Below are 14,650 nucleotides of genomic sequence, written 5' to 3' on the forward strand. Positions count from 1 at the left end.
ACTGAGGCCGTTCGGCGTACCCGACTCAGGAATGGAGATTCCGCCGTTGACTGACGACACGGTGCGCCTGGCCATGACCGGGCAGGTTCTACGACGACGATGGCGGCTGCTGGCCGCCCTCACCGTCCTGGGCGCGGCAGCCGGCGCCGCCGCGTCGGTGCTGCTCTCGCCCGGCTACCAGACGACCTCGAACGTGCTGCTCCAGGGCCCGCGTCAGGCGGACGAGCTGCTCACCCAGACCGAGGTCGCGACCAGCTCGGTCGTCCTCGACCGCGCCGCCGCCGTGCTGCCGTGGCGCCCGTCCGGCGCCGACCTGCTGAACGATGTCACGGCGTCCGTGGCGAACGGCAATGTCGTGACGATCACCGTGTCGGCCGACACCGCCGAGCACGCCCAGCAGCTCGCCGACCAGGTCGCGCAGCAGTACGTCAAGTTCTCCGGGCAGCTGGCGAGCAACTCCGCGGACGCCTCGGTGCAGCTGGCCCAGGAGCAGCGCGAGACGCTGCGCCAGCAGGTGCAGGTCACCACGCAGAAGATCAGCGACCTCGCCAAGACCGTCGGCGGGGACCTCACCGTGGAGAGCGTCCAGGTCCGCACCCAGCTCGAAGGGCTGCGGACGTCGCTGCAACAGGCCATCAACGACCTGAACGAGGCCGACCTCGCGACCGGTGTCGGCAACACCGTCGTGCTGGGCAGCGCCGAGCGCCCGACCGGGCCGGCCGCCCCGACGTTGACGCAGCTCGTCGCGGGTGGCGCGGCGCTCTTCTTCCTCATCGGCGTCTTCGGCCACCTGTTCGCGGCCCGCGCCGACCGGCGGCTGCGGGCCGAGTCGCAGATCGCGTCCGCGCTCGGGTCGCCGATCCTCGCGGGCGTCGACGTCACGACCCCGCAGGGCGACCGCCTCCCGGCGACCGGCTTCATCGGCAAGCTCCGGCGGCTGCTCGGCGGTGACCGGCCGTGGGTGCTGCCACCGGTCGCGACCTCGGCCGACGAGGTCAACCGCGGCATCCGCTACCGCCGGGTGCTGACCCGGCTGGCCACCGGCCCCGCCGACGTCCTGATGCTGGTGGCCGACGACGACGAGACCGGTCGGCTGGCCGCCGCACAGCTCGCCGCGCTGGCCGGCCGGATGTCCGTGCCTCTGCGCGTCGTCGAATTCTCGGCCCAGCGGCCGACGGTGCCGGACGCCGGCCCCGACTCGGGGGTCCTGGTGGTGCTCAGCTCGGGCACCCGCACCGCGTGGGAGCTCGTCCGGCTCGCCGAGGCCTGCGCCGACGCGGGCCAGGAGATCCTCGGCGCGGTCCTCACCCAGCCCGTCCGGCCGGCGGAGCCGGGCGCCGAACCCGCGGCGCAAGCCCCCGAGAAAGCCCTGGCAGGTTCGGCGTGACGACACCATCGGAAAACCAGGCGGCTCCGCTCCTCGACCTGCAACGCCTGTTCGTCGCGATCCGCCGCCGGAAGCGCTTCTGGCTGGCCACCGCGCTGCTCGGGCTGATCGCCGGGGCGGCGGTGGGGACCGTGCTCCCGGCCCCGCCGACCGCGGTCACCAAGGTGATCGTCGTCCACCAGGACGACTCGCCGACCGACAGCGGCACGCTGATGCGCACCGACGTCGCCGTGCTGTCGACGACCCAGATCGCCGAAGGCGCGCTGAAGAAGCTCAACAGCACCCAAGCGCCCGAAGAGTTCATGAAGAACTACGCGGGCCTGGGCCTGACGAACAACGTCATGCAGATCACCGTGAAGGCCAAGAGCAACGAAGAGGCGGTGGCGCAGGCGCAGGCGCTGGCCGACACGTTCATCGCCGACCACGTGCAGCGCAGCCAGGCCGCGGCGACCGCGCAGTCCAAGGCCATCCTCGACCAGCGCAAGAACGCCCAGGACGAGCTGGCCAAGGTCGACCAGCAGATCACCGGGGAGACCGACAAGGGCCGCAACGCGAACGCCAGCACTCTCGAAGGCCTCTACGGCCGCCGGGCCGCGCTCGCGTCGCAGATCTCCGACTTCGACGCCCGGGCCCAGCAGGCCGGCGTCGGCAGCCCGCAGGTGGCCGCGGGCACCCAGATCGTCGACGCGCCTCGCGCGCTGCCGAAGGCGTTCCTCAAGACCACCGCGACCAACGCCGGCATCGGGTTCGCGCTCGGCCTGGCCCTCGGGCTCGCGTTCGCCGCCGTCGGCGCGGTGACCCGCGACCGGCCGGTGCTGCGCCGTGAGATCGCCGCGCATCTCGGCGCGTCGGTGCTCGCCCAGCTGCCGTCGAAGCGCCGGGGCCCGGCCCGGCTGTGGCGGCGCTCCCGCGCCGTCACCGAACGCAAGCGCGTGGCCACGACACTGGTCCGCGCGATCAAGAAGGACGGGCCGGCGGTGTCGCTGCTGGAGCTCGGCGCGCCGAAGGTCGCCGCCGCGCTGGCCCTCGACATCGCCGGGGAACTGGCCGCGGACGGCCGGACGAGCGTCGTCGACGACCTGCCCGGCCAGGACGTCCGCAAGCTGGCGGGGAAGATCGGCGGCGACATCGCCGTGCTCTTCGCCGCCAGTCCGGCCGCCGGGCCGGACGAGCGCCGGATCGGCGTCGGCACGGTCGCCCCGGGCACGGCGTGGACCGACCTGGAGTACCTCGGCGCGGAGACCGTGCTGGTCGTCAAGGCCGGGCACGCGAACACGCTGTGGCTGCACACCGTCGCGCGGCAGCTCGCCGACCAGCGGATCCCCATCATCGGCGTGGTGCTGGTCGACCCGGACCCGCGCGACAAGTCCGACGGCACGCTGTGGGACGGCCTGCACACCGCGTTGCGCGGCCGTGCCGGGCAGACGCCCGCCGTCCAGTCCGTCCAGGTCGCGCCCGTCGTGCCGGAGGACCGGATCGACGAGCTGGTCGCCCGCGTCGCCGAGCGCGTCGCCGTCGCCGAGCCCCCGGCGCGCTGGTTCACCCCGGTTCCGCCGGCTTTCGCCCGGCCGGTGCCGTCCAGGCTGCCGCAGCAGTTCCCGGAACCCGGCGCCGTGAGCGTCCCGGACCACCTGAACGCGCCGACGAAGAAGTTCGCCCCGGTCAAGTCGCCGAAGCGGCCGACACCGTTCAAGCGCGACCACGGCGAGCCCATGCACAAAGGCGAACTGAGCGCCGAGCTCGAGCCCGAAAAGAGCGCGGAGGTCTCCTGACCACCGCGCGCCGCAACCGAAGGGAACTCACTCGAGATGTGCGGCATCGCAGGCACCTATCTCTGGCCGGACGGCGGGCCGCTCACCGACCGGCTGACCAAGACGCTGGCCCACCGCGGGCCGGACGGCTCCGGCCGCTACGAGCACCGCGCCGGCGCCGGCGACGTCCACCTCGGCCACCGGCGGCTTTCGATCATCGACCTGTCCGAGACCGGCGCCCAGCCCATGGTGCTCGACGGCCTCGCGCTGAGCTACAACGGCGAGCTGTACAACGCGCCGGAGCTGCGGGCCGAGCTCCAGGCGGCCGGGGTGCGCTTCCGCGGCACGTCCGACACCGAGGTGCTGCTGCAGGCGTGGCGGCGCTGGGGCACGGACTGCCTGCCCAAGCTGCGCGGGATGTTCGCCTTCGCGCTGTTCGAGGAGGGCACCGGCGAGCTGTTCCTGGTCCGCGACCAGCTGGGCATCAAGCCGCTGTTCTTCGTGCGGCGCGCCGGCGGTGTCGTGTTCGCCTCGGAACTGAAGGCCATCGCCGGTGAGCTCGGCGGGTCGCTGCAGGTCGACAACGCCGCGCTGGTCGCGTCGCTGCTCTACTACTGGGTGCCGGACAGCCGGTGCGCCTACCAGGGCGCGGAGAAGCTGCAGCCGGGCACGTGGCTGCGGTGCCGCCCGGACGGGCAGGTCGACCGCGGCCGGTTCTGGTCGCTGCGGGAGGTCGCCGAAGAAGGCGCGGCGTTCGACGGCGAGGTCGACCTGCACGAGGTGATCGCTGAGTCGACGGCCAAGCACCTGCTCTCGGACGTCCCGGTGGCGACGTTCCTCTCGGGCGGGCTGGACTCCAGCTACCTGACGGCGCTGGCCGCGCGGTCGCAGCCCGGGATCTCCGCGTACACCATCGGCTTCCGCCCCGAGGACGCCAAGTTCGAGGCGATGCCGGACGACCTCAAGTACGCCCGGATCGTGGCGGAGAAGTTCGGCGTCGACCTGCACGAGATCGAGATCGCGCCGCAGGTGCTCGACCTGCTGCCGAAGATGACCTACCACCTCGACGAGCCGATCGGCGACCCGGCGGCGATCAACTCGTTCCTGATCTGCTCGGCCGCGCGCGACGCCGGCGTCAAGGTGATGCTGTCCGGGATGGGCGCCGACGAGCTGTTCGCCGGCTACCGCAAGCACCTCGCGAACCTGATCGCGCTGCGGTACCACAAGGTCCCCGGCGCGGTCCGCCGTCCCGTCGAGTCCCTTGTGGACAGACTCCCGGTGGCGTCGGCCAAGCGCGGCTACCGGTCCGTGCGGTTCGCCAAGCGGTTCCTGTCCTTCGCGGGCCTGCCCGAGGAGACGGCGTTCCGGCGCAGCTACACGATGTACGACCGGGCCGAGCTGCTCGCGCTGGTGAACCCCGACCTCGCGCCCGCGGTCGACGACGTCCTCGCCGAACACGCGGACACCTACCACGACCAGGCCCTCGACGACTTCGTCAACCGCATGTGCCTGGCCGATTCGCGGATGTTCCTGCCCGGGCTGAACCTGGCGTACACCGACCGCTCGACCATGGCCGCGTCGACCGAGGTGCGCACGCCGTTCGTCGACGTCGAGGTCGTCCGCGCGGCGTTCAAGATCGCCGGGAACAAGAAGATCGTCGGCCGCGCCGGGAAGGTGGCGCTGAAGAACGCCGCGCTGAACATCCTGCCCGCCGAGATCGTGCACCGGCCCAAGGGCCTGTTTAGCGCGCCGCTGCGAGCGTGGATGAGCCGCGACCTCGCGCCGTTGGTGCGGGAAGTCGTCAACGAAGGCGTGCTCGTCGAATCCGGGTTCCTTCAGCGCGAAGCGTTGCAGCGCATGGTCGCCGAAGACGCCGCCGGTCAGGAAGACCGCAGCAAGCACCTCTGGCACGTCTTGACTCTTGAGTATTGGTACCGGAACGCGATGTCTGGAGCGGGAGCGAAGTGAAGCAGGTAGTCCAGAACTACAAGAGCGGTGAACTGGCGCTGCTCGAGGTGCCGGAGCCGGCGTGCAAGCCGGGCGGCGTGCTCGTTCGCACGGTGTACTCGCTGATCTCCACCGGCACCGAGATGATGAAGGTGTCCGAGGCCAGCCTGTCACTGGTGGGCAAGGCCAAGGCGAGGCCGGACCAGGTGGCGAAGGTGATGCAGAGCGTCGCCACCAACGGGCTCACCGCGACCTACCGCAAGGTGACGTCCAAACTGGACTCCTACACCCCGCTCGGCTACTCGTTGTGCGGCATCGTCGAGCAGGTCGGCGACGGCACCACCGACGTCGCGGTCGGCGACCTCGTGGCCTGCGCGGGCAACGAGCACGCCCTGCACTCCGAGCTGAACTGGGTGCCGAAGAACCTCTACTCGCGCGTGCCCGCCGGCGTCGACCCGCGACACGCGGCGTTCGGCACCGTCGGCTCGATCGCCATGCAGGGCGTCCGCCGCGGTGAGCCCCAGATCGGCGACGTCGCGCTGGTCATCGGGCTCGGCCTGATCGGCCAGCTCGTCGTGCAGCTGCTGACGTCGTCCGGCGTGCGCGTCGTCGGCGTCGACCCCGACCCGGAGCGCTGCAAGCTCGCCGAGAGCCTCGGCGCGCTGACCTGCAGCCACCCGGCGTCCGGCGTCGTCGACACCGCGGTCGCCGAGCTGACGCACGGCGCCGGCGTCGACCAGACGTACCTCGCCGCCGGCGGCAACACCAACGACCCGGTCGAGCTGGCCGCGAAGCTGTCCCGCGACCGCGGCCGCGTGATCGACATCGGCAAGTGCAAGCTCGACCTGCCGTGGAACGCCTACTACGAGAAGGAACTGGACGTCCGGTTCTCCCGCTCGTACGGCCCGGGCCGCTACGACCCGTCGTACGAGCTGGAAGGCCGCGACTACCCCATCGGCCAGGTCCGCTGGACCGAGCGCCGGAACCTCGAGTGCGTCCTCGACCTGATCGCGCGGGACCGCCTCGACGTCGAGCCGCTGATCACCCACGTCTCGGACTTCTCGGACGCCGTTTCGACGTACAAATCCTTGAATGACGGCGAGCTGAAGGCCGTCGCGGTGCTGTTCCGCTACCCGGAGGCGGTGGCCAGGACCGAGCCGGTCGTGGCGTCCGCCCGGGTCGGGCTGGTCGAGCACAAGGCGACACCGCTCCCGGCCGGGCAGCAGGTGCGCCTGGGCTTCATCGGCGCGGGCAACTACGCGTCGTCGATGCTGCTGCCCCACCTCGTCGAGCGCGCCGACGTCCAGCTGAAGCACGTCGCGACGACGTCGGCGCTGTCCGGCGCCAACGCGCGGCGCAAGTTCGGCTTCGCTTCGGCGTCGACTGACATCGACGACGTCCTCGGCGACGACTCGATCGACGCCGTCTTCGTCGTGACGCGGCACAGCTCGCACGCCGAGCTGACCCGCCGCGCGCTGCTGGCAGGCAAGGCGGTGTTCGTCGAGAAGCCGCTGGCGCTGTCCCCGGACGAGCTCCAGAAGGTGCTCGACGCCGTCGAGGAGTCCGGCAACGACCGCCTCCAGGTCGGGTTCAACCGCCGCTTCGCGCCGCTGCTGCACGAGGCCCGCGGCCAGTTCGGCCCGCGCGTCGGCCCGGCGACGGTCCGGTACCTCGTCAACGCCGGCCGCCTCGACCACGGCAGCTGGTACAACCAGACCGACAGCGAAGGCTCCCGCTTCGTCGGCGAGGGCGGGCACTTCATCGACACCGTGAGCTGGCTGCTCGACGCCGACCCGGTCTCGGTGTACGCCACCGGCGGCACGGACCTGCAGGTCACCCTCGGCTACCCGGACGGCTCGACGGCGGTCATCACCTACGCCGAGAGCGGCTCCTCCGGTTTCCCGAAGGAGACCCTGGACGTCGTCGCCGACGGCAAGGTGCTCAAGTTCGACGACTTCGTCCGCGCGTCGGTGTACTCGCGCAAGAAGTGGGCCAGCTCGCGGATCCCGAAGGGCCGCGACAAGGGCCAGGCGGCCGAGGTCGGCGCGTTCCTCGAAGCCGTCCGCACCGGGGGGCCGATGCCGATCTCGCTGGCTTCGCTGGCCGCGACGACGTTGGCCACGCTCGCCGCCCAGACCAGCGTCGCGAACGTGGCGCCGGTCCGGCTCGAGCTGCCGCGGAAGGCGGGTGCCCCGGCATGATGGGTCCCGGCTGGTACCTGCGCCGGCTGTCCCGGATGGGGCCGGCGGAGGTCGTCGGCCGCGCCCGGCACGCCGTCGTCCAGCGGCAGTGGCGGTCCGCGCTGCCGTCGCCGCCCGACTGGCCGTCGCACCCGCGGTTCACGGCCCCGCTGCCCGACGGCGTGCTGGGCAAGGTGTCCGGGGAGGCGGTCAAGCGGCTGCTGGCCACCGCCGACGAGCTGATGGCCGGCCGCGCCGAGTACTTCGGCGTCGTCCGGTCGGACCTGGTGGACCCGGACTGGTTCGTGGACCCGAAGACCGGGCGCCGCGCACCTTCGGACGTCTACGCCTTCGACGTGCCGTACCGGTCGGAGGACGCGGTCGGCGACATCAAGCAGATCTGGGAGCCGTCGCGCCACCAGCACCTCACCGTGCTGGCCGCGGCGTACGCCCTGACCGGTTCTTCGGCGTACGCGGAGCGGGTGGCCGCCCACCTGCGGTCGTGGTGGGCGGCGAACCCGCCGTTGCGCGGGCCGCACTGGGTGAGCGGCATCGAGCTGGGGATCCGGCTGCTGTCGTGGGTCTGGACCCGCCGCCTGCTCGACGGCTGGGCCGGCGCGCCGGCGTTGTTCGAGGACAACCCGGAGTTCCAGCTTCAGCTGTGGCACCACCAGAACTGGCTCGCGACGCTGCGGAGCCACGGCTCGTCGGCGAACAACCACGTGATCGCCGAGGACGCCGGGTTGCTCGCCGCGGCGTGCGCGTTCGGCTGGTTCCCGGAATCGGCGCGCTGGCGGGGCGAGGCGATTCGCTCCCTGGACGTCCAGCTCGCCCGCAACACCTTCGACTCGGGGTTGAACGCCGAACTGGCGTCCGAGTACCACGGCCTGGTGCTGGAACTCGGCCTGGCCGCGGCGGTCGAGGCCGACGCGGCGGGCACGCCGGTGCCGGCCACCACCTGGGACGTCCTGCTCCGGATGACCGACGCGTTGGCGTCCATTGTGGACAACCGGCTCCGGCCGCCCCGCCAGGGCGACGCCGACGACGGCTTCGGCCTGATCGTCGACGGTTCCGAGACCGACCGCTGGGCGTCGCTCCTCGCCACCGGCGAGGTGCTCTTCGGCCGCCTGGACTGGTGGCCGGCGGTCCCCGGCGACGACGTCCGCACGCCGCTGCTGGCCTCCTTGGCGGCCCGGACTCCGCGTGCTTCCGGCGTTCGTCCCGGCCGCCGTCCCGCGCACCTGCGGGACGCCGGGATGACGATCCTGCGGTCGGGCCGGGTGTGGGCCCGCTGCGACGGCGGTCCGCACGGCTTCCTGTCGATCGCCGCCCACGCCCACGCGGACGCGCTGTCGGTCGAGGTCCGCCACGACGGCGTCGACGTCCTCGCCGACCCCGGCACCTTCTGCTACCACGGCGAGCCGCGGTGGCGGTCGTACTTCCGGTCGACGCTCGGCCACAACACCCTGGAACTGAGCGGCCAGGACCAGTCGGTGTCCGGCGGGCCGTTCCTGTGGACCCGGCACGCGGTGACGAAGGTGCTCGGCGTCCACACCCCGGACGACGGCCCGTCCCGCTGGTCGGCGGCCCACGACGGCTACGCGCCGTCGGTGCACCGCCGCACGGTGGAGCTCGACGGCGACGTGCTGAAGATCGTCGACGAGGTGCTCGGCGACCCCGGTCAGGCGGCGCGCCTGGCGTTCCACCTGGGCCCCGCCGTCACCGCCACGCTCGACGGGAACATCGCCCGGCTCCGCTGGGAGGGCGGGGCCGGTTCGCCGACCCACGGCGCGTCCGATCCCCTCGCCGGCCACTTGGCCGGCTCTCTCGCCGGGGGAGCGGTGCGCACCGCCGTGCTGGAACTGCCGCCCGAGTTGTCTTGGGCGGCTCACCAGGGTGAGATCGACCCGCCTCTCGGCTGGTACTCCGGCGGCTTCGGCCGCAAGGAACCTTCGACCACGCTCGTCGGCTCCGGAACCGCCGGACGCCTCACCACCCTGCTCCGCTTCAGTTAGGAACCGCCCGTGACAGCCCGCCGCTTCCGACTCGGCCACGCAGCCCCACTGCTCGGCGTCCTGCTCATGGTCGCGGCGTGCTCGGGCAGCCCCGAGGCCGCAGGCCCGGCCGAAGCGACCTCGGCGCCCAGCGGATCGGTGGCGGCGGTGTGCGACAAGGAGCCGGCCGGCCCGGCGACCGCGCCGGCGGGCGCGGTCGTCGTCGACCCAGCCGTGCCCGGCGACCTCGCTGCGAAGGCGCGCGCGGCCGGACCGGGCACGACGTTCTGGCTCAAGCCGGGCAAACACATCCTCGGCGACGACAGGTACGACCAGGTGTCGCCCCAGGACGGTGACGTCTACATCGGAGCGCCGGGCGCGGTCGTCGACGGCCGGAAGGTCAACCAGTACGCGTTCACCGGCCACGCCGTGAACGTCAAGCTCTCCTACCTGACCGTGCAGGGATTCGTCGCGCCCCACGACGAAGGCGTCGTCAACCACGACTCCGGCGACGGCTGGGTGATCGAGCACTCGACGATCCAGGACAACGACGGCGCGGGGCTGATGGCGGGCGCGCGCCAGCAAGTGCGCGGCAACTGCCTGCGCCGCAACGGCCAATACGGGATCAACGCCTACTCCGGCGGCACGCCCATCACCGCACTGGTCGTCGAGGGCAACGAGATCGCCGGCAACAACACCGGCGACTGGGAAGCGAAGATCGACGGCTGCGGCTGTAGCGGCGGAATCAAGTTCTGGGCCGTGAACGGCGCCGACGTGCGGGGCAACTGGGTGCATGACAATCGCGGCACCGGTTTGTGGGCCGACACGAACAACAACGACTTCCTCATCGAGGGCAACCTCATCGAGAACAACGACAGCGCCGCACTGATTTACGAGATCAGCTACAACGCCGTCATCCGAGACAACACGATCCGCAAGAACAACTGGGTCGACGGCCGCAAGTACGCTGACCGGAGAGACAATTTCCCGACTTCGGCGATCTACGTCTCCGAGTCCGGCGGCGAGCCACGGATCAAGGCGCGCACCGCGAAGCTCGAGATCTCGCGCAACTACCTGGAGAACAACTGGTCCGGCATCACGTTGTGGGAGAACGCCGACCGGTACTGCAACAGCCTGGCCAACACGTCCTCCGGCGAATGCACTCCGCTGGTGCCGGAGGTGAAGCAGTGTGCGGCGCCGGCTATCTCGACCGCACCGCTGCTGACCGATTGCCGCTGGAAGACGCAGCACGTCACCATCCACGACAACAAGTTCATCCTCGACCCGGCCGTGGTCGGCTGCCAGGCCTCGTGCGGCCGCATGGGCCTGCTGTCGAACTTCGGGACCTACCCGGATTGGTCGCCGTACAAGGGCGAAGTGGTCCAGAAGGCGATCACGTTCCAGCAGGACAACCACTGGCACGACAACAGCTATGCCGGACCGTGGACCTTCGTCGTCTACGCGGCCGACCGCGTCCTCGAGATCGGCGAGTGGAAAGGCTCGCCGTACTCGCAGGACACCGGAAGCACCTACGCCGCACAGGTCGGGGGCTGACATGACGGCGCGCCCCGGGACGGCGGCGGGTTTCCGCGGCCCCGCCACGGCCGAACCCGTGTCGGCCACGCCGAAATGGGCGGGCTTGGCGTGGGCGCTGTTGATCCTCAACACGCTCGGCTCGACCGGCGCGAAGACGGTCATCCCGATGCCGCGGTCGGTCACCCAGCTGGTCACGATGGGCGCGCTGATGACGGCCTTCGTGATCGCGCTGGTGCTGAACAAGCACCTACGCATCCGGTCGAGCGCGTACCTGCTGCTGCTGACGTTGCTGCTGGTGTCGAGCATTCTCGCCAGCGCCGACCTGCAGGAGGGAGCCGGCGCGTTGTTCCGGTGCTTCCGGCTCACGGTCTTCCTCTCCACGTTCTGGCTGCTCACCCGCTGGTGGGACGGCGGGTTCAGCTTCGTCCGCTACCACATCCGCACTTACACGGTCGTGCTCGCGTCGGTGGCGATCGGCCTGGTGATCTCCCCCGGCAACGCGATGCCGTACATCTACGGCGGCCGGCTCACCGGCGTGCTCTGGCCGCTCACCCCGCCGCAGATCGGCCAGTACGCGGCGGTCATCGCCGGGCTCACGCTCCTCCTCTGGTTCGGGCGCCGCACGACGTGGCGCAGCGCGGTGCTCATCGTGGTGCCGGTGGTGGGGCTGCTGATGCTCACGCACACCCGCACGGCGACGCTCGGCCTCGTCGCCGGGCTCGCGGTGGCCTTCCTGTCGATGGTGCTCACCAGCGCCCGCGCGCGGAAGGTGTTCGCATGGACGGTCGGCGTCGGCGGGTTCGCCGGCGTCGCGCTCGCGGGTCTGCTGCAGGCGTGGTTCCTCCGTGGGCAGAGTGCGGACAACTTCTCCAGCCTCACCGGCCGGGCGAAGGTGTGGGACGCGCTGCTGGAGGCCCCGCGGACGACGTCGGAGTACATCTTCGGGGTCGGGCTGACGGACAAGTCCTACGACGGCCTCCCGATCGACAACAGCTGGCTCGCGGTCTACCACGAGCAGGGGTTCGTCGGGATCGCGCTGGTGGCCGGATTCCTCCTCACCTTGATCGTGGTGGCCGTGCTGCGGCCGCCGTCACTGGCTCGCGCGTGCGCGATCTTCCTGATCACTTACTGCGTTTCGGCCTCCTACACCGAAGCGGGCCTCGGCGACGCGTCGCCGTACCTGCTGCACCTGGCGGTGGCCGCGTCACTGCTGGTCCGCGGGGTGCCACAGTCCGACGAACAAGCATTCATCCCGGCGAAGGGGGCAGGCGTGGAAGGTGCGGGCGCGTGAAGGTTCTCGTGGTGCACAACCGGTACCGGTCCGAGCAGCCGAGCGGGGAGAACAACGTCGTCGACGCCGAGGTGACGCTGCTCGCCGAGGGCGGGCACCAGGTGTCGTTGTTCGAACGCCGCAGCGACGACATCGCCTCGATGTCGCTACCCCGCAAGGCCGCGGTGCCGCTGATGGTGCCGTGGAACCCGGCGGTGCGGAAGGAGCTCGCCGCCCGGCTGCGCGCCTCACGCCCGGACGTCGTGCACATCCACAACACATTCCCGCTGCTGTCGCCGTCCGTGGTCGCCGCGTGCGCGGACGCGGGAGTGCCCGCGGTCGCGACGCTGCACAACTACACGATGGTCTGCCCACCGGGCACTCTCCACCGCGACGGCCGCATCTGCACCGAGTGCGTCGGCGGCTCGCCACTGCCCGCGGTGAAGCACGGCTGCTACCGCGGTTCGAGTGCGGCCACGGTCCCGATGGCGGCGAGCATGATCGCGAACCGGCGCCGGTGGTGGACGGGCGTTTCGCGGTTCTTCTGCATTTCGGCGGCCCAACGTGACCTCCTGGTGTCGGCCGGGATGCCCGGCGAGCGGATGGCGGTGAAGCACAACTTCGTCACCGACCCCGGCGTCCGCCGCACCGGCGACGGGGCGCACCTCCTGTTCCTGGGCCGGATCACCGAGGAGAAGGGGGTCGGCCTGCTGATGCGGGCCTGGGACCGCCTCGGCGGCGCCCTGGGGATTCCGCTGGTCATCGCGGGCACCGGCCCGATGCAGGAGGAGGTCGCGACCTGGGCGGCCGGCCGCCCCGACGTCTCGTACGTCGGCCTGCGGAACAAGGCGGAGTGTCGCGCGCTGACCGCCGACGCGGTCGCGGTGGTCGCGCCCTCGACGTGGCTGGAGGCCTTCGGCCTGGTCGTCGTCGAAGCGATGGCCGCCGGCGTGCCGACGGTCGCGGCGGCGCACGGCGCGTTCCCCGAGCTCGTCGACGACGGCGTCACCGGTCTCCTGCACCAGCCGAACGACGCGGCCTCGCTCGCGGACCGGCTCCGCGCGGTGGCCGGTGACCGCAACCGCGAGATGGGCGACGCGGCCCGCGTCCGGTACGAGAAGGACTTCACCCCCGCGGTCGGGCTGGACCGGCTGGTCACCGGGTACGAGGCGGCGATCGAGGCACACGGGTGAGGGAACTCGTCCGGACGGCACCCCCGGCCCTGCCGGCCGTGCTGCGTGCCCCGCTGGCGATGACGGGCGCGCTGGCGGTGGCGGTGCTCGTGGCCCTCGGCATCCTGCACTTCCACGACTCCGGGCTCACCGGGATCGACGCGGCGCTCCTGCCGTCGATCGACGGCGTCGAGCCGCCGTGGCGGTACGTCGCCCTGGTCGTCGACTTCGGCGGCGAACCGGTGGGGTCGGCGATCCTGGTCGCACTGATCGCGGTGGTCTGTTCGCTGGCCCGCCGTATCCGGACGGCCGCGCTCACCGTGCTCGGCGTCGTGGCCACGGTGGCGGTGACCACCGTGGTGAAGCCGATCGCCGGGCGCACCATCCACGGCCAGTTCCTGTCCTACCCGAGCGGTCACACCGCGCTGGCGACGGCGCTCGCGCTGGTCATCGCCATCCTGCTGGCCGACCGGCTGGCGCTCGGCCGCACGGCGGCGGTGCCGCTCGCGCTGGGGCTGGCCCTGGTCGCCGGCACCGCGATGGGCTGGGCCGAGGTGGCACTGGGAGCGCACTACCCGACGGACGCCGTGGGCGGGTTCTGCGCCGCGCTGGCCGCGGTCCCGGCGACGGGGGGACTGCTGGATCGCGTCGCCGATCGTCTTTGACGGGGTGTCGGTCCGGGCGGGGGTCGTTCGTCGGTGGGGTGACCCACTCGCGAAGGAGACCTCGATGATCCAGGACCTGATCGCCGCGGAACGCCGTGAGCTGGCCACGCTGCTCGACGGGCTGTCACCGTCGGCCTGGGCGACGCCGACGCTGTGCGCGGGCTGGCGTGTGCCCGAGGTGGTCGCCCACATGACCATGCCCTTCCGGCTCTCGGCCGGCCGGTTCGTGCGCGAACTGCTGAAGTCCGGTGGCCGCTTCAACTCCATGGCCGACCGCTTGGCCCGCCGCGACGCGGCCGGACTTTCGCATGAGGAGCTGGTCGCCTCGCTGCGCGACAACGCGGACCACCCGTGGCGGCCGCCGGGCGGTGGCCCGGAGGGTGCCCTGAGCCACGACGTGATCCACGGCCTGGACATCACCACCGCCCTGAAGCTGGACCGCCGCGTGCCCTTGGACCGCCTGGCGGTGATTCTCACCGCGCTGAAGCCGAAGCAGGTGAAGTACTTCGGCGCGGATCTGACCGGCGTCGCCTTGCGCGCCGACGACCTCGACTGGTCGTACGGCACCGGCACGCCGCTCACCGGGGCGGCCCAGGACCTGCTGCTGGTTCTCGGCAACCGGCGGCTGCCCGCCGGCCGGCTGCGGGGCGAGCCGAGTGCGCGCTTCACCGCAAGCTGAAGCACCACTTCGAGGCGTTCATGGGCACCGGCTCGGCGGGCCGATTGCCCGCGGAGCACCCTCGGCCCC

The 14,650-nt window shown here is 71.7% G+C and carries 10 protein-coding genes; all 10 read left to right on the top strand.

Annotated features, from left to right (window positions below):
• Nucleotides 1-31: 31 nt before the first annotated feature.
• The 10 genes from AB0M82_RS07000 to AB0M82_RS07045 all read left to right on the top strand — a co-directional run bounded on the left by AB0M82_RS07000 (nucleotide 32) and on the right by AB0M82_RS07045 (nucleotide 14,581).
• Nucleotides 32-1,387, top strand: coding sequence for an exopolysaccharide biosynthesis protein (locus AB0M82_RS07000; RefSeq protein WP_364718354.1), 1,356 nt, complete (start codon nucleotides 32-34; stop codon nucleotides 1,385-1,387).
• The gene (locus AB0M82_RS07005) at nucleotides 1,384-3,159 is read left to right on the top strand and encodes a Wzz/FepE/Etk N-terminal domain-containing protein (RefSeq protein WP_364718355.1); all 1,776 of its coding nucleotides are present in this window, start codon (nucleotides 1,384-1,386) and stop codon (nucleotides 3,157-3,159) included. The genes AB0M82_RS07000 and AB0M82_RS07005 overlap by 4 nt, the downstream gene beginning before the upstream one ends.
• Nucleotides 3,160-3,195: 36 nt before the next feature.
• Nucleotides 3,196-5,106, top strand: a complete 1,911-nt coding sequence (asnB, locus tag AB0M82_RS07010; RefSeq protein ID WP_364718357.1) for an asparagine synthase (glutamine-hydrolyzing) — start codon at nucleotides 3,196-3,198, stop codon at nucleotides 5,104-5,106.
• Nucleotides 5,103-7,286 carry a bi-domain-containing oxidoreductase gene (locus AB0M82_RS07015; RefSeq protein ID WP_364718359.1) on the top strand — a complete coding sequence of 728 codons (2,184 nt, stop codon included), beginning with the start codon at nucleotides 5,103-5,105 and terminating at the stop codon, nucleotides 7,284-7,286. Before asnB ends, AB0M82_RS07015 begins: the two co-directional genes overlap by 4 nt.
• A complete protein-coding gene (locus AB0M82_RS07020) occupies nucleotides 7,283-9,280 on the top strand; it encodes an alginate lyase family protein (protein WP_364718360.1) in 1,998 nt (665 codons plus the stop codon). Before AB0M82_RS07015 ends, AB0M82_RS07020 begins: the two co-directional genes overlap by 4 nt.
• 9 nt (nucleotides 9,281-9,289) lie before the next feature.
• Nucleotides 9,290-10,813, top strand: a complete 1,524-nt coding sequence (locus AB0M82_RS07025; protein WP_364718362.1) for a right-handed parallel beta-helix repeat-containing protein — start codon at nucleotides 9,290-9,292, stop codon at nucleotides 10,811-10,813.
• Between the two features lie 85 nt (nucleotides 10,814-10,898).
• A complete protein-coding gene (locus tag AB0M82_RS07030; protein ID WP_364718521.1) occupies nucleotides 10,899-12,086 on the top strand; it encodes an O-antigen ligase domain-containing protein in 1,188 nt (395 codons plus the stop codon).
• Nucleotides 12,083-13,258: a glycosyltransferase gene (locus AB0M82_RS07035; RefSeq protein WP_364718363.1), complete on the top strand. Its 1,176-nt coding sequence runs from the start codon at nucleotides 12,083-12,085 to the stop codon at nucleotides 13,256-13,258. The genes AB0M82_RS07030 and AB0M82_RS07035 overlap by 4 nt, the downstream gene beginning before the upstream one ends.
• Complete coding sequence (locus tag AB0M82_RS07040) at nucleotides 13,255-13,902, top strand: phosphatase PAP2 family protein (protein ID WP_364718364.1); 648 nt, start codon at nucleotides 13,255-13,257, stop codon at nucleotides 13,900-13,902. The genes AB0M82_RS07035 and AB0M82_RS07040 overlap by 4 nt, the downstream gene beginning before the upstream one ends.
• Nucleotides 13,903-13,966: 64 nt before the next feature.
• Nucleotides 13,967-14,581, top strand: a complete 615-nt coding sequence (locus AB0M82_RS07045) for a maleylpyruvate isomerase family mycothiol-dependent enzyme (protein ID WP_364718366.1) — start codon at nucleotides 13,967-13,969, stop codon at nucleotides 14,579-14,581.
• Nucleotides 14,582-14,650: the final 69 nt, after the last annotated feature.

This window comes from Amycolatopsis sp. NPDC051128 (assembly GCF_040682715.1).
GTDB lineage: Bacteria > Actinomycetota > Actinomycetes > Mycobacteriales > Pseudonocardiaceae > Amycolatopsis.